Here is a 17,635-nt window from a genome sequence, read left to right as displayed (position 1 = left end):
CCTTCTCTAAGATGACTTAAGATTGAGGGTTGCCCCGCAGCTACTTAAACCATCCCTTCTCTTTAAAACGGGTAATGGCCTCAATTCGGTTGCTAACCCCCAGCTTATCCAGGATAACGGAAATGTAATTGCGAACCGTCCCCGCAGTAATGAACAGCTCATTGGCAATTTCCTTCGTATTTTTCCCGTCAGCAATAAGTCCCAGCACTTCCTTCTCCCGTTGGGTCAGGGGATTCTCGTCCCCGTAAGCTCCGTCGACTAGCTCTGATGCATATATTCTTCGGCCGGCCATAATACTGCGAATGGAAATCGCCAATTCCTCGCTAGGACTGTCTTTCAGCAAATACCCGCTGGCCCCGGCTTTAATCGCCCGTTCAAAATAACCAGGCCGAGCGAAGGTCGTCAGTATCATCACTTTACAACCAGAGCCTTTAAGCTCCTCCGCTGCATCCAGGCCATTCTTTACGGGCATCTCGATATCCATGATGCAAATGTCCGGCTTATGCTGTTGAACGAGCCGGACCGCATCTTCTCCATTGCCAGCCCTGCCGACAACCGTCATATCCTCCTCCAAATCAAGGATCGAGGCAAGAGCGCCGAGCAGCATACGTTGATCTTCGGCAATCACTATTCGGATCATATCGTTGTCTCCTCTACCGGTTGTTTTAATGAGCTGGGCACTTTAATCTTAAGCTGCGTTCCTTGGTTTGAGGCAATCTCCATGCTCCCGTTAACAAATTCAAGACGTTCCTTCATCCCCCGCAGACCATTTCCTTTATAATAAAACGATTCTAAGGGAACGCCTACCCCATTATCTTGTATCGTAACGGTTAATTCGCCGCGGGACGGTTTGATCACAATGGAACAGGCCGTAGCGCTGCTATGCCTCACGATGTTCGTCACGGCTTCCTTCAGACACATGCCAAGCACATTTTCATTCATCAATGAAATATCCAGTTGAGCAGGATTCCCTTCCAGCGTGAACTCGATCTGAGCCGCCTTCAACATTTGCCTAATTCGGAACATCTCGTCCTGCAAACTCGTTCCTCTCATTTGCGTAACCAATTCGCGAACTTCCTTTAACGCAACCCTGGCCGTCTGGCGCACATCATCAATCTCAGCTCGTGCCCGGGGCGGATCTTCGTCCATCAATCGGCCTGCAAGATCACTCTTCAGACCGATTAAAGATAGCTTCTGGCCAAGCGTATCATGCAAATCCCGAGCAATTCGCTGACGTTCCTCCAGCTTCACCAGCTCCGAAATCCGCTTATTGGCATCCTCCAACTGTCCCTGCAATCGATCGCTTTTATTGCGGTTATACGTTGTGACGGGAAGAAGGATTACACCGATCAGACTGACGAGGACGAACGGAAGCTGTGTTATAAACCATGAGGTTTTCGTAAGAAATCCCCAGTTTATCGTCACCACCGACGTCACGAGATGAATCGTATACAGTGTAATAAAGCCTACCTTGTTCTTAATATTTCCTATGAAAAATGCGAGAAACAAGGAGAAATATACATAGCCGAACAGCAGTGTCATCGTAATTGAAATAGCGATCTGCAAACTGGTCCAGAAATACACCTTCCAGCCTCTAGACACAAACGACAGGACATAACAAGCGAAGAAAGCAACGATCAACAAGCTGCCCAAAACAATCTGGTAAGGAGCCGATGACCGAAATATAAAATAAAAGGGCAATATGTAGAAAACAACCCAGATGTACGGGCTTAAACCGGTATTTCTTTGAAAAATCTGGTGCCATTTCTGCATCGTTCCCACCACCCTTTGTACAGATTAATTAAATTTTCAGGCGCTTCATATATGTAGCTAGTATAAACAAACAACAAGCCCATTACCATCAAAGTAAGGGGCTTGCTCCTCTTTTATTTCGCTTGAACACTTGGCAATGGGCTTGGGCTCACAGCTACGCTAGATTTCTGCCGAACATTCTTAAGTTCCTTGAAGGAAATAAACGTTTTATTTTTCTCATCCCACAGACGGAAGCGCAACGATTTAAGGCTCGTTTTAAGCGTGATTGTCGTAGCCTTATGCAGGGGCGGGGTCGCCTGATGCGCTTTCTCCAAATTATAGTTCGGCACCTTCGGGCTCAAATGATGAACATGGTGAAACCCGATGTTCCCGGTAATCCATTGCAGTACTTTAGGCAGCTTATAGTAAGAGCTTCCCTCCACTGCGGCATTAATGTATTCCCATTCCTCATCATGCTCGAAATAGGAATGCTCAAACTGATGCTGAACATAGAACAACCAAATACCAAGCATACCGGATACGAAGAAAATCGGAAGCTGGACCAGCACAAATGCCTGCCAACCGATCGCCCAGCATAGCAAGGCATATAGCCCGACTATAGCGATATTCGTTACGTAATTACTAACTTTCTCTTTTCTCTTCGCACCCTTGCGATTGAAACGATAGGACACGAGAAAAATATATATTGGGCCAATAATAAACATCATGACCGGATTACGATACATGCGATAGACAAATTTCGTCCAGGCAGGCGCTGCCAAATATTCATCTATCGTTAGCAGCCACATATCGCCGACCCCGCGCTTATCCAGATTACTGCTCGTGGCGTGATGGATCGCATGGGTATTTTTCCATTGCTGATAAGGACAGAGTGTAAGGACGCCGGTAATGGTTCCTAATATTTCATTGGCAAGGCGGCTCTTAAAAAATGACTGGTGACAGCAGTCATGAAATATAATAAACGTTCTCACCAAGAAGCCGGCGGCAACAATTGTAATCGGAAGGGTCAACCAGTACGACACGGACAAGCTTAAATAAGCTCCATACCATAGCAGTATAAATGGCAGCAAAGTATTTATCAGCTGCTTGACGCTGGATGGTGTATCGATTTCCTCGTAAGGAGCTACGTTTTTTTTCAATTCTGGCAAACTGTTGGACTGAGCCATATATTATCTTCCTCCCGGCTATGACGCACGCAGGTACTCTTCTCGTAACGTCAGACTCATTGATGTATCTTCATTATAAAAAATACATCCCCGTCGTCCCAGATATAAACGTCAGCTTGTGAACATGATAAATGTCATATACCCCTGCCATTTGTTGCCTATTGAATTGCTATGGCAAGCACAACAACGCCCGCCTTCCGGCGAGCGTTGGATTTTAAGCTATAGCAAAGCTTCTACGAAGACTGCCGCAGCGGCAGCCTTACGAAGCGCCCGATCCGCTCCACGGCCTCTAGCAGCTGGGACATGCCCGTGGCATAGGAGCAGCGGATATAGCCCTCACCGCCAGCCCCGAACACCTGGCCAGGGACGGCGGCCACGCCCGCTTCCATCAGCAGGCGCTGCGCGAACTCCTGTGAGCTGAGGCCGGTGTCGGCGATTGAAGGGAACACATAGAATGCTCCCGCCGGTGCGTGGCATGGAAGGCCGATATCCCGCAGTGCTGAGACTAGCCACTGCCTGCGCTGATCATAGGCACGGATCATCCCCTCCATCTCCTGCATACCGCTGCGCAATGATGCGATCGCTGCCACCTGTCCCATCACCGGTGCGCACATCGCCGTATATTGATGGATTTTCAGCATGGCCGCGATCAGTTCGGCAGGGCCACATACATAACCGACCCGCCAGCCGGTCATGGCAAAGGCTTTGGAGAAGCCGCTAATAACGAGCGTGCGTTCCTTCATGCCAGGCAGGGAGGCAATGCTGACGTGACGCTGCCCATAGCTCAGCTCCGCATAGATTTCATCTGAGATGACGATGAGATCATGGGCGATGGCCAGCTCAGCAATCGGCACCAAATCCTCTCTCGTCATGACGGCCCCCGTCGGGTTATTCGGATAATTTAATATCAGCACCTTGGAACGGGGCGTGAGATGACGCCGAAGATCCCGGGCGCGCAGCTTGAACTCTTCCTCTGCCGAGGTCGGCACCTCTACAACCTTGCCTCCATGCAGTTGAGCGATAGGCGTATATGCGATGTAGCTTGGCGTCGGTACGATGACCTCATCCCCCGGCATCAGAATGGTGCGAAGCGCCAGATCGACCGCCTCGCTGCTGCCTACGGTCACGAACATTTCATGCGCTGGGCTGTAGCTTAAGCCAAATCTCGCCTGCAGATAGCTGGCGATTTCCTCTCGAAGCTCCATGAGCCCGGCGTTTGGGGTGTACCCCGTCGTCCCGCGGTTCAGCGCCGCAATGCAAGCCTCGATGACAGGTCTTGGCGTTACGAAATCCGGCTCGCCTACAGCGAGGGATATGACATGCTCATCCGCCGCTCCCACAAACGCCCTGATTCCAGATGGAGGTATCTCCTGCACTACCGGGTTAATCCAGTCATTTCTCATTTCAGCCCACTCCCGTCCCATTCATTTACTTCCTGCTGCGCGGATTGATCATCACCAGGATAGAAGCGCGATTACTCCTATGCGAACAGCTCCTTGGCCGCTTCACCGATGATTCTTATTCCCGTTTCAATATCCTCGTCGCTTACGCGGGAGAAGCCAAGCCGCATCGTGTGCTGCCCAGTACCATCCGTATGGAAAATATCCCCCGCCGTAAAAATGACGCCCCGCTGCTTGCACAGTTCTAGCAGCCGCCTTGTATCCGCTCCTTCGCCGAAGGCTACGAACAGATGCAGTCCCCCGTCACCTGTCAGCTGGCTATAGGGTAAATATGATTCGCAGCACTGCTTCGTCCATTCGTATTTCCGCTTGTATTCCGCTCTGGCTTTGCGCAAATATTTGTCCAGATTGCCATTTAGCAAATATTGATACAGTATCGATTGATCCAGCGTCGATGTATGGATGCTGCGGGCCCGTTTCAGGCTCTCCAGGTAGTAGATCAACTCCTGATCCGCCAGAATCCAGCCTACCCTCAGACCGGGAAACAGCACCTTGGAAAAGCTGCCCAGATAAATCACCCCGTTGCCCTGGCCGGCCGCCGCAATCAGCGGAGACACATGGGAGCCGGAGTAGCGAAGCTCCTCGTTGAACCCATCCTCGATGACAGGAACCTGATAACGGGTTAGCAGCCTCATGAGCTCGAGCCTCTTCTCTGGAGACATAACGATTCCCGTCGGATTGTGGTAGGAAGGCACCATATAAGCGCAATCAAAGGGTTGGCGCGATAACGCCTGCTCCAACTGCCCCAAATCGATGCCGTCTCTTTCCATGCCGATGCCAGTGATCTCGTACCCGTGCAGCCGCAAATTTTTGATTGCAGTATGATGGGTCGGATTTTCGCAAATAACCGCTCCGCTACGCTTCGTTAAAGCCGACAGCACCAGATCCAGGCCTTCTGTGAAGCCGTTCGTAATGAGCATGTCCTTGCCGGCCAAGTCCACGCCTTTTTGCTCCATATATTGCTTCAACAGATCAATCAACGGCTTGTAGCCTTTGGCATAACCGTAATTCAGTAGAACTTCGCCTTCCACCGCCATCCGGTCGAGGAACGCCCGCTTGACGTTACCGAGATCGAATAGCTTCTCGTTCGGGGCAATGCTCGTAAAAGAAATCGTACCTCGCTCCGCGCGGATGCCGTGCTTCATCAAATCCATTTCCTCGGCCAGCCGCGCTTGTTCGTTCATGCGCTCCTGCCAATCCAGCCGCCAGGAAGGAGCAGCCGGACTAGCCGCGATTTGGGCTATGTAACTCCCTTTCCCCTTCACGGTGTAGACCAGGCCCTCTTCCTCCAGTCCGAGATAAGCCGAAATAATCGTATTGCGGCTCACGCTCATCAGTTCGCTGAGCTCCCGAGTCGAGGGAAGCTTCTGATGCGGCTGGAGAACGCCTTTCATGATCATTCGCTTCAAGTATTCCTTTACCTGAACGTAGGCCGGACGGCCTTCCGCTAATTTGAAATCCTGATACATCTTTATCTCTCCTATCCCTATACTGGCATAGAACTTATATTGGCAAAAGAACCACAGCCCTGCATTGTTGCCAAGGTTGTGGTTCCTTTTATCTTAAATCGTTCCGTTTATAAGTTGAACAATTAAAATGGTTGTAGTTGCCTGCACCCTACTTTTTAGTTCATCTTATATAAGCAGCGTGCCACTAAGCTGTGTCGTATACTAAATGGAATTCATGTATCTAATTATGCTCTAAACGAATATTTCGGGGGAATAAATGGATTTTATGCACCTAAAATCAAGAATCCAGCCCATGACGGCCATCTTTCTTCTTCTAATGACATGAAATACATTTAAATCTGCTTTCCCTTCCTTGACGCAGAAACTAACTGCTAAGAATCCATTTATATTAGTTGAACAATTAAAATGGATGCGGGGCAAGTACGTAAAATGTTCCTACGATCGCTGTTGTTCCGGAATTTCTTGGATGATATAGGTTCATAATAGGTAGAAAGCTTTCAGTTTCTTCGGAATCATTTTTCTCCCTTGCCTGCATCCTACTTTTTAGTTCATCTTATATTCTTCTTGCCTAGCATTATCATAAAATTGAATGTTATGACTGGCTTTTCGTCCATCGCCTGCAGTGAGCGCAGCTCTTCCTCGGCAGCCTGCCAGGCCAGTGGAGTCATCTGCAGCAAATCCGCAAAATACTCCTGCTCGAGCAGAACCTCATACCTTACCTGCTTCATATCTATGAGCTCAAAATGGCGGCGAAACAGCCCAATCGTCCTGTCATTGGAATACGTCCGCCGATTCGTTTCACTATGCAGCGCCTGCCGTATTTCCTGCAAATACGTTTGGCCAGGGATCACCTTGATTACTAAGCCATCATCCGCAAGCATACGGTGAAACTCGGCATAATTGGCCGGGGACAATATGTTCAGAATGATATCGAAGGACCGGTCGGCGAAAGGACACTTCGCAAGGTCAGCAACTCCCCACAGCATTTCGGGATTTGTCTTGGCCGCCAATTGGATGCCCGCTTTGGAAATATCTATCCCTGCGGCGAGTATCCTGCCCTCGGTTCCCGCGTTGACAAGTTCGCCCCCTGCCGTTTCTGCCAACTGACGCACAAGCGCCGATAGATGGGAGCCTTCTCCACAGCCTGCATCCAATATCGCAGGAGCAAAAAGGCGCTTGCCTCCCTCCGGGCTTAGCCGCAGCTTGGCTTGCTCCGGTTTTTGCCGCCAGAGCACTTGCTGTTGAGGTCCTTGCTGTTGAGGTCCTTGCTGTTGAAGTCCTTGCTGTTGAAGTCCTTGCTGTTGAAGTCCTTGCTTATTCCGCCGCCTCTCTTGCCGCTCCAGCTCTTGCCGGACTATCTCGCCTAGGCGGTCGGTCAACCCGTGAAACGCACCTGCCTGGCTAATCCGCGCGCGCGATTGAAATAGACGCTTATCGTATTTCTCCTTCAGAGCTTGCAGCAGGAAGTTGACGTACCCCTGCTTCGCAATATCAAAACAATGACGGCTGCCACAAATCAGACTATTTCCCTGCAGCCTCAGCGCACCCGCGCACATTGGACAAATGACCATGCCGGCGGGTATGGTATGAAATTTTAACATGCTATCGCACCTCATTCATTCGTATTGATTCAATGAAAAAGGCACAGCTAAATAAGCCCAGGCATCCTCGTTCTCAAAAAAAGCCGGGGTTATCTCTCTGTACCTCTCATTAACGCAACCGAATGTAATGGATCATCTGATAGCAACCTCTTTCCTGATATAGCTCATGCATACTTCAACATGGCAAAAAAATAACGGAAGAAGCTTAGAACAAAAGCTCCTTCCGTCATTTTAACTTAAAGCCGATCCAATTGTAAAACCAGGGATTAAATCAGTGATTACACCATGATTTTGCAGATGTCATTTGTGAATTCCACCGGATCCTGCACAGGCAAGCCTTCGATTAGCAGCGCCTGGTTGTACAGCAGGTTCGTATACAGGCTCAGTTTCTCCTTATCGTTCTCATTCGCCGCCTTAAGCGATTGGAACACCTCATGGTTCACGTTGATTTCGAGCACTTTGTCAGCCTGGACGTCCTGGCCGCTCGGCATCGCCTTCAAAATCTTCTCCATCTCGATCGATAGATCTCCCTCGGTCGAGAAGCAGACCGGATGGGATTTGAGGCGCTTCGAGGCTTTGACACTCTTCACTTTGCCGCCCAGAATGTTCTGCATCGCCTCAAACAGCTCTTTGTTGCTGCTCTCGTCTGTTTCCTGATCCTTCTCGTCCGGCTCGATGCCGAGGTCGCCGCTCGATACCGATTTGAATTCCTTCTCTTTGTAGTTCAGGATCGTCTTGAGCGCAAACTCGTCGATATCGTCGGTGAGGTACAGGATTTCGTAGCCTTTATCGGCGACAAGCTCCGTCTGCGGCAGCTTCTCGATCCGCTCGATCGATTCGCCGGAAGCATAATAGATATACTTCTGGTCCTCAGGCATTCTCGAGACATAATCGTCCAGCGTAACCAGCTTCTTCTCCTTGGAAGAGTGGAACATAAGTAGATCCTGCAGATCTTCTTTATGCATGCCGTAATCGTTGTACACGCCAAATTTCAACTGGCGGCCAAAGGAGTTATAGAACTTCTCGTACTGCTCTCTTTCATCCTTCAGCAGGCTTTGCAATTGCCCTTTGATCTTGTTCTTGATGTTGCGGGCGATCAGCGTGAGCTGGCGGTCATGCTGCAGCAGCTCTCTGGAAATGTTCAGCGACAGGTCCTCGGAATCAACCATCCCTTTGACGAAGCCGAAGTAATCCGGCAGTAGGTCGCCGCATTTGTCCATAATCAGCACGCCGTTCGAGTACAGCTCCAGTCCTTTCTCGTACTCCTTCGTGTAGTAATCAAAAGGAGTGTTCTCCGGAATGAACAGGATCGCATTGTACACGACTGCACCGTCCGCGCTAATATGGATATGCTTCAGCGGCTTGTCGAAGCCGTAGCGCTTCTCGTGGTAGAAGTTCTCGTAGTCCTCCGTGGTCAGCTCGCTTTTATTTTTTCGCCAAATCGGCACCATGCTGTTGATCGTTTGCTCTTCCTTGTATTCCTCGAACTCGTTCTCGGCGCCTTCCTTAGGCCACTGTCCGCTTACGTCCATCTTGATCGGATAACGGATGAAGTCGGAGTACTTCTTGATGATCGCTCTTAGACGGTACTCTTCCAAGAACTCGTCGTATTGATCTTCTTCCGTGTTCTCTTTGATTTGAAGGATGATATCGGTGCCTGGCGTCGTTTTGTCGTAAGGAACGATCGTGTAGCCGTCGGCCCCTTCGGATTCCCACTTGAAGGCTTGGTCGCTGCCGAACGGCTTGCTGATGACGGTCACCACGTCGGCTACCATGAATGCCGAATAGAAGCCTACGCCGAATTGGCCGATAATGTTGTGGCCATCCTTCGCTTCGTTCTCTTTTTTGAACGCCAAAGAGCCGCTCTTCGCAATGATCCCGAGATTGTTCTCCAGATCTTCCTCGGTCATCCCGATCCCTGTATCGGAAATCGTCAGCGTGCGGTTGTCTTTATCGGCCGTAATTTTAATAAAGTAATCCTCGCTGTTGAACACAAGCTTATCGTCGGTCAATGCCTTGTAATATATTTTATCGATCGCATCACTGGCATTGGATATAAGCTCTCTTAGGAAAATCTCTCTTTGCGTATAAATGGAGTTGATCATCATTTCCAGCAATCTTTTGGATTCCGCCTGAAACTGCTTTTTTGCCATGAACAATAATCCCCTTTCGTTCCTTTGATTCACCTTGTTAGCACTCAAGTTCGCAGAGTGCTAATTCTTTCTTTTATATACCATATAGTAAAATTTAAAGTCAACCCGTTGGGCTATATATGCGCTAACTTATCTGGATTTCTAACAAAATAGATGCGGCGGGCTGCGCCATCCTCAACTTGCAGCAGTACAATCGTATCTACGCTGCCTGACGAGCGAACAATTACGCCGGTATCTCCATTTATTGAAGCCAGCTCGAAGCGTACATCCCCCAGAAGGTCTAGTTGCCGCATTAAACCAAGCAGGAAGCGGCTGACATGATCCCGCGATGTGATCGGACGGACTGCTGCCGCAACTTTGCCCCCTCCGTCGGAGAGAACGACGACATCTTCGGTAAGCATCGCTAACAATACATCCATATCCCCCTGCTCCAGCGCCTGCAAGAAGGCCTGGACCCAACGCTGGCCTGCCGCTTCACCGCTGTTTATGAGCCCGGCATCGTCAATCCCCATTTTCCCCCGGGCTCTGCTCATCAGCTTCCGGCAATTCGTTTCGCTCTTGTCCAGCAGTTCAGCGATTTCAAAATAATCGAAGCCGAGCGCCTCTCGAAGCACGAAGACAGCCCGTTCTGCTGGAGACAATCGCTCCAGGAGAACGAGCATAGCATACGACAGCAGCTCATTGCGCATCAGCGTTTGCAGCGTATCCTCTTCCGGCGTTGGCACAGGCTCGGGCAGCCAGGGGCCAAAATACTGCTCGCGCTGCTTCCGGGACGATCGCTGCAAATCCAGGCAGCGATTCGTCACCATTTTGCATAAATAAGCTTTGGGTTCCTCGATATGGTCCGTGTTCATCGCATAGACCTTCAAAAATACTTCCTGCACCGCATCCTCCGCATCCGCTGCCGAACCAGTCAACTGATAGGCGAGAGTAAACAGCAGTCTTCTGTATTTTTCATAAAGCTCATGCATTGCGCATCGTCCTTTCACGGTTTCCGATGGGGTTGCTTCAAGAGGCTTGCGATATCCCAAGTGTATTGGCGAATCTTCCATCCCAGCCTGCCTGTAATTATCATATCCAGTCCCCATTGCCGCGTCCAGACCATCCCCCGCTCCCCTCCCAAGCCGAAGCAATACGCATCCATGTAGCCCTTATGCTGTGGAGCAGGGCGGCCGTTCAAGTCCGCCAGCATAATCGCTCCGAGCCTGGACGCCTGTGCGCCTCCTTCTTTGCATGTCATTGTGTCAGCGCGGCCGGTAGCCGGATCGACGATTCTCGCGCAGTCCCCAATACTGTACATCCCCGGCATACCTTGCACCCGGTAGCTTGAATCTACGATAACCTGCCCGTCAGCCGTAAGCGGCAGACCCATGTCCTTTAGTGCTGGATTTGGCAGCAAGCCCAGTGTCCACACGCATAATCCTGCGGGGATAACCTCACCGCTAGATAAAGAAACCATCCCTTCCTTTTCCTGAAGCGCCTTGACTTCATGCATCACGGTTACGCCATAATTATGAAGCTTGTTTTCCAGCCTGTGACCCACTTTGGCAGGACCATCCGGAAATAGCCTCGCTTGCGCATTGATCAAATAAACCTTGATCATTTCCAGATCGATTTGCAGAGCCCTGGCCTCTTGACGCATGAACAAGGCCAGTTCAGCCGAAGTCTCGATTCCGCTAATGCCTGCCCCGGCCACTACCATCGTCAGCAACCGCTGCTTCTCCCCGGGATCGGTCTCCTCTGCAGCTTGGCGCATATTCTCCTGCCACTGCTGACGAATTGCCGCAGCCGCCTCCAGCTCCGTTAGAGCGATCCCTCCTTGATCAGGTTTAGGCCGTCTTACGATACTGCCAACCGTAACTATAGCAATGTCATACGCAAGCGTATGATCGTTCCCATTACCATCCCGATAGTTAGCCTGTTTCTTTTCATGATCAATCCTTCCAACAGTTCCTCTAATAATTTGGATATCCGGAAACATGCGTGCAAAAGGAATCGTGATCTCCTCTTTATAGGCAGCAGGCTTAAATAGCAGCACCTTCCGCAAATGGTAGGGCTCCTTATCGATCAGAACTATTCGTATCTTCCTTGTCTCACCAGCCTTTTGAAATGCTTGCTGAATGGAGCGGATCGCATTTATTCCTGCGTAACCCCCGCCTACGATCAGGCATGTTAATTCGTTCATTCTTCCCATCTCCTTTGTGTTGTTTCCCATGGGACGGCAAAGGAGCCGGATTTGTGACACATAGCAAAAGAAAAAAGGCGATTCCCTTAAGGAACCGCCCTTTTTCTTTTACAGCGTCATCGCATTTTTACCTAAAGATAAATCCGTATGACTTATCGTAGGTTTATCGTAAACCATCTTTCTATTAACCGTAAATCTTCTTAAACGCTTCTTCCGCTTGTTCCAGAATCGGATCCCAGTCCGCTTCCGGCTTCTTCGTAATCGTCACAAAATCTCTCAATCCAAAAATGTTGTCAACGCCTTCAATGCCTAGAAGGGCGCTAGCCAGTGGATGATCCGTTGCATCTCCGCTCTTCAAGGATATGCTGCGAGTGCCCTCGAACAGCGTCGCCTTCGCGCTGATCTTCACGGCGTTCGGATTCGGGGTGGCCTGTACATCGACTTCCAATGCCATTGCTATCTCACTCCTTTCCATTCCCCGCTATTGTAGCATGCTTCGCCTAGCTTGACGAATAACTCATCCTTACTGCATCGACACACTTTGTTCATATTGCGTTCATAGTACTGATATATTTTGGAGGGGTCACTATAAAAAATTCGGGGAGCATATCATGGCAAAGTATAGCAAATGGTTAATCCGCATTGCGGCAATCTATTCCTTCATCGGCGCGTTGATCGGTGCGGATATGGCTGGGCGATATGATTACACGTTAACTCCCGCTCATGCTCATATTCTCGTTGTCGGCTGGCTAACCTTGTTCGCCTACGGCATGTTCTACTACATCTTCAAAGAGATCAGCATGGTCAGGACGGCTAAATTGCACGTATGGTGCAGCATCATCGGCGGCGGACTGATGCCCTTCGGCATGCTCGTCTATTACAAAATGCAGAATCCGGCGACCCTGCTTGCCTTTATCCTGCCTGCCTGCGTCCTGCTGCTCGCCATCGTCCTGTTCATCATCCTATTATTCTTCGATAAAAGGCTGTTCCGGGCCAATAGCTAATCGTGAGTACCGTCCTCATAAATAGAGCCCTGTTCACCCTCAACAAGGGAGACAGGGCTCTTCTACATTCCGCCGATTCCAGCGGGCCTGCCGCTAGCGCAACAAACCGCTAGCGCTAGTTGAGACGCTTCGTCGAATTTCGGATGACGAGTTCACCGGGGAATGTTTTGTGGGCGTGAGTTATTTTTTTATCTATTAAATCAAATAAGATCTTAATCGTCTCTTGCGCTATTTCCTCTGTCGGCTGCTTGATGGTCGTAATTGACGGATTATAATAGAATGAAATATCCAGCCCGTCAAAGCCTACGACGGAATAATCTTCAGGCACGCTTAAGCCGGCTTCGAATATCGCTTTGCACGCCCCGATCGCGAGGCTGTCGGATACGGCATAAATCGCCGTGAACTCCTCGCCGGACCGCAGCAACTCCTTGGTCACCTCGTATCCATTCTCCATGGAGTAGCTGTCAATGTCCTCCCGCATGGAGCGCACAAGCCGCTCATTGTATTCGATCCCATGCTGCTTCAAGGCCTTCTTATATCCTTCATATCTCAGCTTACCGATACTTACGTCATCCATCGGCGCGGTTATGATCGCAATTTTGCGATGTCCTTCATTGCATAAATAATCGACGATTTTGTAGCTCTCCTTGACGTCATCGACCGAGACGGAGGAGTAATCGTTAGGATCGAATTCTTCCGTCATTCCGATCGTACTGAGCACGAACGGCACGGTTAACTGATCCAACTTCTCTTTGGAATGCGAGAAATACCCGCCGAGGAACACAATGCCTTTCAGCCGCTTCTCCTTCTCCAGCTCAATCGCCACTTCGATTTCATCCTGCTTCTCGTCGACGCGCTGCAAGATGAATGAATATTTCTTCCGCTGGATCTCACGCTCGAACACCTGAATCATCGGGTTGAAAAACGGGTTCGTAATCCCCTTGATCAGCACGGCGATCGTCTTCGACACCGAGCGCTTCAAATTTCTCGCGCTATTGTTCGGCACGTAATGATTGTCTTTGATGACCTGCATGATCATCGACTTGGTCTCTTCGCTGATATCGGGATGGTTATTGATCGCTCTTGAAACCGTAGTCACCCCGACTCCGCACATTTTGGCAATATCTTTAATTGTAATAGAAGCCATACTTGTTCTTCCCTTACATCGTAATTAAACCGCTATACCAGGCATTTCATAAGGATAGCAGTTAAAGTTCTAGAAAACAAGGCAGATTTCGTCCGAAAACACAGCAGCCGTCAGCCTTTTACTGCCCCTGCGACAACGCCTTCTATAATATACTTCTGGCAGAGCAAATAGAATATGACGATCGGCACGATTGCCAGCACGAGCATCGCCATCATGGCGCCCATATCGATGGAGCCGTATCCGCCTTTGAGATACTGGATCGCAATTGGAATCGTCTTGTACTCGCTCCCGATGATAAGATCAGGCAGCAGGTAGTCGTTCCATACCCACATAACGTTCAGAATAGCGACCGTGATCGCAATCGGTTTAAGGATCGGCAGCACGACCTTGAAGAAGGACTGTACGGGATTGCAGCCGTCAATCATGACCGCTTCCTCGATTTCAATAGGGATCGATTTCACGAAGCCGCTGAACAGGAAGACGGATAATCCCGATCCAAAGCCGAGATAAATGAGAACGATGCCGATCGGATTGTCGAGATTCAAGACGTTGGCCGTCTTCGTCATCGTAAACATAACCATTTGGAACGGCACGATCATGGAGAATACAAAAATGTAATACAGCAATTGATTGAACTTCGTCTTAACTCTCGTAATATACCACGCGGTCATCGACGTAAACAGAACAATGACACCCACGGAGAAAACGGTGATAAACAGCGACATGCCAAACGCCGATATGAAATCCGTCTTGGCGATCCCGCTCGTATAGTTGGTGAGCCCGGAGAACGTCTCGCTATTGGGCAGCAAGAACGGGGTATCGCTGATAAAGAACTTTCCTTTAAAGGAGTTCATCAAAACGATCAGGATCGGAGAAATGAATGCAATCGCCAATAGGAACAAAATTAGAAAGATGAGCGTATCTGCTCCTTTGTTTGTCTTTTGCATCAGCTCTCAACCTCCTTCCTTCTAGTAATCAGCAGTTGAACTAGCGCAATCAAGGCCACCAGAACGAAGAACACGACTGCTTTAGCCTGACCCACGCCTTCCCAACCCGTCTTACCATAGAAGGTGTTGTAAATATCCAATGCCATCATCGCCGTCTGCTTCGCGGGCGCGCCCGCCGTCAGAGCCAAGTTCTGGTCAAACAGCTTGAACGAGTTCGACAACGTCAGGAACAAACATATCGTAATCGATGGCATCACCAACGGCAGCGTAACGTTGCGCAGCACCTGGAACCGGGAGGCGCCATCAATCTTAGCCACCTCGATGACATCCTTGGGTACGTTTTGGATACCTGCTACGTAAATAATCATCATGTAACCGATCAGCTGCCAGTTCATTAGTACGACGAGTCCCCAGAAGCCATATTTCGGATCAAACGTCAGGGTGAGATCAAATTTAAACAGTACACCGTTAATGATCAATTGCCAAATGTAACCAAGCACGATCCCGCCGATCAGGTTCGGCATGAAGAACACCGTGCGGAACAAGTTCGTTCCCTTCTTCCCGCGGGTGAGCAGCATAGCGAGAATGAAGGCGAACACATTGATAGAAAGTACCGATACCACAGTGAATTTCACCGTAAACCATAACGCATTCAAAAAGTCCTGATTCGAAAACGCTTTGATGTAATTGCTTAATCCTACCCACTTTGCATCGTTCACGGTCGTAAATTCCGTGAAGGAGAGGTATACACCTAATATGAACGGTATAACAAAAGCTACCCAAAAGGCGATGATCGTAGGCAATGCAAAAAGGGCAAAATATTTTTTCATCGACTTTTGCATGGTTTTCTTCTCCTATCTCAGTATTAAACATGATGATTCCGGAATACTTATCGATCATCGGATAGATATGGTATTGATGCCACTGGGCTTCTATCTGTAACCCAGTGGCATCGCATTACACCCGACGTTATTTTGCCTTTTCAGCTTTCCAGCTCTCTGTGAACACTTTCACGACTTCATCCCAGGTTTGGTTGCCTTGAACGTATTGCAGCAAAGCATCGCCGAACTGATTCTTGAACTCTTCACTCGGGAACGCCGCGAACGTCCAAGGAACAGAGGTCACATCCTTCTCCATCCAGGACATCACTTCTTTTGCCAGAGGATCAGCCGGCTTCTCGTTTTCATTAAACGTATTGAACGGTGCGATGAAACCTAATTCCTGTGTTACGTAAGCTTTTCCTTTGTCGCTGGTGAACAGCCATTCCAGGAAATCGATCGAAGCCTGCTGCTTCTCAGGCGACACTTTGCTATTGATCGCAAGGTAGTTCTCGGTACCGATGGCCAGACCTTGCTTCTCTTCGCCGTTCACTCCTGTATAGATCGGCAGGAACTTGATATCCTCCGCTTTAACCACGTTGCCGCCTACTTCATTGATTTGGCCCCAAGCCCAGTTCCCGTTCTGAACCATTGCCGCTTGTCCAAGGGCAAATTCAGCCATTGAGTCGGCTACGGATTTGCCTCCCAGCAGCGCTCCCTTCGTCACCGAATTGTTCGTATACAAATCAAAGATGTTCTTGAAGTTTTCTGCATATTTGAACTGCACTTCATTCGCTGCCAGGCCTGCCATCACAGTGTTGTCGAACTCCGCGTTATCCTTGAATTCATAGTACAGCGGCAGGTTGGCCAAGTGCGTCTGCCATCTCCACTGCTCACCAGCGCCAAGCGAAGTAGATGCGAATACACCTTTGATGCCAAGCTGGTCCTTCTTCGCTGTCATGTCCTCGACAACCGCTTTCAAAGTAGCGAAGTTGTTGATTTCGGACGCGGAAGAAATGGAGACCGCTTTGTCCGGCAGAGCAAAGTATTTCTGCATGATCGCATCATTATAAATGATGCCGTAGCCTTCCACGACGTAAGGAATGCCGTACACGCCGCCTTCACTTGTCACCGCAAGGCTTGGATCGGATAAGTAGCTGTAAAGCTTCGTGTCTTTAAGATCCAGCGTGTAATCTTTCCATGCTTGATAGCCGACAGGTCCGTTGATTTGGAAAATCGTCGGCGCATCCTTCTTGGAAATTTCCGATTTTAATTTCGTTTCGTAAGTACCGCTTGCTGCCGTAACGACTTTTACCTTAACCCCTGTTTCCGCTTCATAGTCTTTCGCGATCTTCTCGTATACTTCCGCAATCTCTGGCTTGAAGTTCAGGAAATAAATTTCTTTGGCTCCACCAGAAGCTCCTTCACCTTTGGCGCCATTCTCCCCGGCAGCTGAATTATCACTCTTGCCGCACGCTGCAGCCAGCACAGTTACCAGAGTGAATACAAGCATAATCCCCAGCAATTTCTTAAGCTTGTTCATCGTCTAGACCCCTCTTCCTTAATGAATATCATCCGTCATGAAAACGCTTTGAAAATATTATGATAGCGTTTTCGGAAACGTTACCGAAAATGGGTTTGGTATCCTTATCGGTAACGTTTTCGGTGACAAGGCTATAGTAGCACAGGAAACCCAAAGTCCGCAATCCTATTTGCTTATTTTCAAGACATGTAATTCTTTCAGTAAGCTTTCAGCGTCCATTCAATTTGAATTAAGCCGGTTAGGCTACATGGGCCTGGTCGCCAGCTAACACACGCTAACGGACAGGATGGACTTCTGTCAAGAAAGTGGACACTCACGCCGCAGATTTTCTGTTAAATTGTTCAGCAAAACGAACAGGTGAAAGATAGT

The 17,635-nt window shown here is 49.3% G+C and carries 15 protein-coding genes; 1 reads left to right on the top strand and 14 read right to left on the bottom strand.

Annotated features, from left to right (window positions below; translation table 11 throughout):
• Positions 1-40: 40 nt before the first annotated feature.
• From ACYUJT_RS00075 to ACYUJT_RS00030, 10 genes are all read right to left on the bottom strand, one after another.
• A complete protein-coding gene (locus tag ACYUJT_RS00075) occupies positions 41-640 on the bottom strand; it encodes a response regulator (RefSeq protein WP_460317816.1) in 600 nt (199 codons plus the stop codon).
• The gene (locus ACYUJT_RS00070) at positions 637-1,773 is read right to left on the bottom strand and encodes a sensor histidine kinase (RefSeq protein ID WP_460317814.1); all 1,137 of its coding nucleotides are present in this window, start codon (positions 1,771-1,773) and stop codon (positions 637-639) included. The genes ACYUJT_RS00075 and ACYUJT_RS00070 overlap by 4 nt, the downstream gene beginning before the upstream one ends.
• Positions 1,774-1,886: 113 nt before the next feature.
• Complete coding sequence (desA, locus tag ACYUJT_RS00065; RefSeq protein WP_460317813.1) at positions 1,887-2,939, bottom strand: Delta(5) desaturase DesA; 1,053 nt, start codon at positions 2,937-2,939, stop codon at positions 1,887-1,889.
• 233 nt (positions 2,940-3,172) lie between these two features.
• Complete coding sequence (locus tag ACYUJT_RS00060) at positions 3,173-4,342, bottom strand: aminotransferase class I/II-fold pyridoxal phosphate-dependent enzyme (protein WP_460317811.1); 1,170 nt, start codon at positions 4,340-4,342, stop codon at positions 3,173-3,175.
• Between the two features lie 77 nt (positions 4,343-4,419).
• Positions 4,420-5,868: an aminotransferase-like domain-containing protein gene (locus ACYUJT_RS00055; RefSeq protein ID WP_460317810.1), complete on the bottom strand. Its 1,449-nt coding sequence runs from the start codon at positions 5,866-5,868 to the stop codon at positions 4,420-4,422.
• 548 nt (positions 5,869-6,416) lie between these two features.
• Complete coding sequence (locus tag ACYUJT_RS00050) at positions 6,417-7,469, bottom strand: putative RNA methyltransferase (protein ID WP_460317809.1); 1,053 nt, start codon at positions 7,467-7,469, stop codon at positions 6,417-6,419.
• Between the two features lie 278 nt (positions 7,470-7,747).
• Entirely contained in the window at positions 7,748-9,622 is a 1,875-nt protein-coding gene (gene htpG / locus ACYUJT_RS00045; protein ID WP_460317807.1) for a molecular chaperone HtpG, read from the bottom strand.
• A 113-nt stretch (positions 9,623-9,735) separates the two neighbouring features.
• Complete coding sequence (locus tag ACYUJT_RS00040) at positions 9,736-10,593, bottom strand: RNA polymerase sigma-70 factor (RefSeq protein WP_460317806.1); 858 nt, start codon at positions 10,591-10,593, stop codon at positions 9,736-9,738.
• 14 nt (positions 10,594-10,607) lie between these two features.
• A complete protein-coding gene (locus ACYUJT_RS00035) occupies positions 10,608-11,807 on the bottom strand; it encodes an NAD(P)/FAD-dependent oxidoreductase (protein ID WP_460317805.1) in 1,200 nt (399 codons plus the stop codon).
• Between the two features lie 184 nt (positions 11,808-11,991).
• Positions 11,992-12,261 (bottom strand): NifU N-terminal domain-containing protein, encoded by a 270-nt coding sequence (locus ACYUJT_RS00030; RefSeq protein ID WP_460317803.1) that lies wholly within the window; start codon positions 12,259-12,261, stop codon positions 11,992-11,994.
• 157 nt (positions 12,262-12,418) lie between these two features.
• Here ACYUJT_RS00030 and ACYUJT_RS00025 point away from each other — a divergent pair, with 157 nt between their 5' ends.
• Entirely contained in the window at positions 12,419-12,811 is a 393-nt protein-coding gene (locus ACYUJT_RS00025; RefSeq protein WP_460317801.1) for a hypothetical protein, read from the top strand.
• A gap of 115 nt (positions 12,812-12,926) precedes the next feature.
• Here the strand turns inward: ACYUJT_RS00025 and ACYUJT_RS00020 are convergent, their stop codons facing one another.
• From ACYUJT_RS00020 to ACYUJT_RS00005, 4 genes are all read right to left on the bottom strand, one after another.
• Positions 12,927-13,958 carry a LacI family DNA-binding transcriptional regulator gene (locus ACYUJT_RS00020; protein ID WP_460317799.1) on the bottom strand — a complete coding sequence of 344 codons (1,032 nt, stop codon included), beginning with the start codon at positions 13,956-13,958 and terminating at the stop codon, positions 12,927-12,929.
• A gap of 110 nt (positions 13,959-14,068) precedes the next feature.
• On the bottom strand, positions 14,069-14,905 hold the full coding sequence (locus ACYUJT_RS00015) for a carbohydrate ABC transporter permease (protein WP_460317798.1): 837 nt from the start codon (positions 14,903-14,905) through the stop codon (positions 14,069-14,071).
• Positions 14,905-15,747 (bottom strand): carbohydrate ABC transporter permease, encoded by an 843-nt coding sequence (locus ACYUJT_RS00010; RefSeq protein ID WP_460317796.1) that lies wholly within the window; start codon positions 15,745-15,747, stop codon positions 14,905-14,907. The genes ACYUJT_RS00015 and ACYUJT_RS00010 overlap by 1 nt, the downstream gene beginning before the upstream one ends.
• 127 nt (positions 15,748-15,874) lie before the next feature.
• Positions 15,875-17,266 carry an ABC transporter substrate-binding protein gene (locus tag ACYUJT_RS00005; RefSeq protein WP_460317795.1) on the bottom strand — a complete coding sequence of 464 codons (1,392 nt, stop codon included), beginning with the start codon at positions 17,264-17,266 and terminating at the stop codon, positions 15,875-15,877.
• Positions 17,267-17,635 lie beyond the last annotated feature (369 nt).

The sequence above is a fragment of the Paenibacillus sp. YSY-4.3 genome (assembly GCF_054767475.1).
This window is presented reverse-complemented; position numbering and strand designations above follow the sequence as displayed.

What these genes read in the sequence shown, in the direction of transcription:
- ACYUJT_RS00025 (WP_460317801.1), top strand. Translation starts at nt 12,419, where the DNA reads ATGGCAAAGTATAGCAAATGGTTAATCCGCATTGCGGCAATCTATTCC.
- ACYUJT_RS00010 (WP_460317796.1), bottom strand. Translation starts at nt 15,747, where the DNA reads ATGCAAAAGTCGATGAAAAAATATTTTGCCCTTTTTGCATTGCCTACG.
- ACYUJT_RS00035 (WP_460317805.1), bottom strand. Translation starts at nt 11,807, where the DNA reads ATGAACGAATTAACATGCCTGATCGTAGGCGGGGGTTACGCAGGAATA.
- ACYUJT_RS00070 (WP_460317814.1), bottom strand. Translation starts at nt 1,773, where the DNA reads ATGCAGAAATGGCACCAGATTTTTCAAAGAAATACCGGTTTAAGCCCG.
- ACYUJT_RS00020 (WP_460317799.1), bottom strand. Translation starts at nt 13,958, where the DNA reads ATGGCTTCTATTACAATTAAAGATATTGCCAAAATGTGCGGAGTCGGG.
- desA (WP_460317813.1), bottom strand. Translation starts at nt 2,939, where the DNA reads ATGGCTCAGTCCAACAGTTTGCCAGAATTGAAAAAAAACGTAGCTCCT.
- ACYUJT_RS00075 (WP_460317816.1), bottom strand. Translation starts at nt 640, where the DNA reads ATGATCCGAATAGTGATTGCCGAAGATCAACGTATGCTGCTCGGCGCT.
- ACYUJT_RS00060 (WP_460317811.1), bottom strand. Translation starts at nt 4,342, where the DNA reads ATGAGAAATGACTGGATTAACCCGGTAGTGCAGGAGATACCTCCATCT.
- ACYUJT_RS00015 (WP_460317798.1), bottom strand. Translation starts at nt 14,905, where the DNA reads ATGCAAAAGACAAACAAAGGAGCAGATACGCTCATCTTTCTAATTTTG.
- ACYUJT_RS00030 (WP_460317803.1), bottom strand. Translation starts at nt 12,261, where the DNA reads ATGGCATTGGAAGTCGATGTACAGGCCACCCCGAATCCGAACGCCGTG.
- ACYUJT_RS00050 (WP_460317809.1), bottom strand. Translation starts at nt 7,469, where the DNA reads ATGTTAAAATTTCATACCATACCCGCCGGCATGGTCATTTGTCCAATG.
- ACYUJT_RS00005 (WP_460317795.1), bottom strand. Translation starts at nt 17,266, where the DNA reads ATGAACAAGCTTAAGAAATTGCTGGGGATTATGCTTGTATTCACTCTG.
- htpG (WP_460317807.1), bottom strand. Translation starts at nt 9,622, where the DNA reads ATGGCAAAAAAGCAGTTTCAGGCGGAATCCAAAAGATTGCTGGAAATG.
- ACYUJT_RS00040 (WP_460317806.1), bottom strand. Translation starts at nt 10,593, where the DNA reads ATGCATGAGCTTTATGAAAAATACAGAAGACTGCTGTTTACTCTCGCC.
- ACYUJT_RS00055 (WP_460317810.1), bottom strand. Translation starts at nt 5,868, where the DNA reads ATGTATCAGGATTTCAAATTAGCGGAAGGCCGTCCGGCCTACGTTCAG.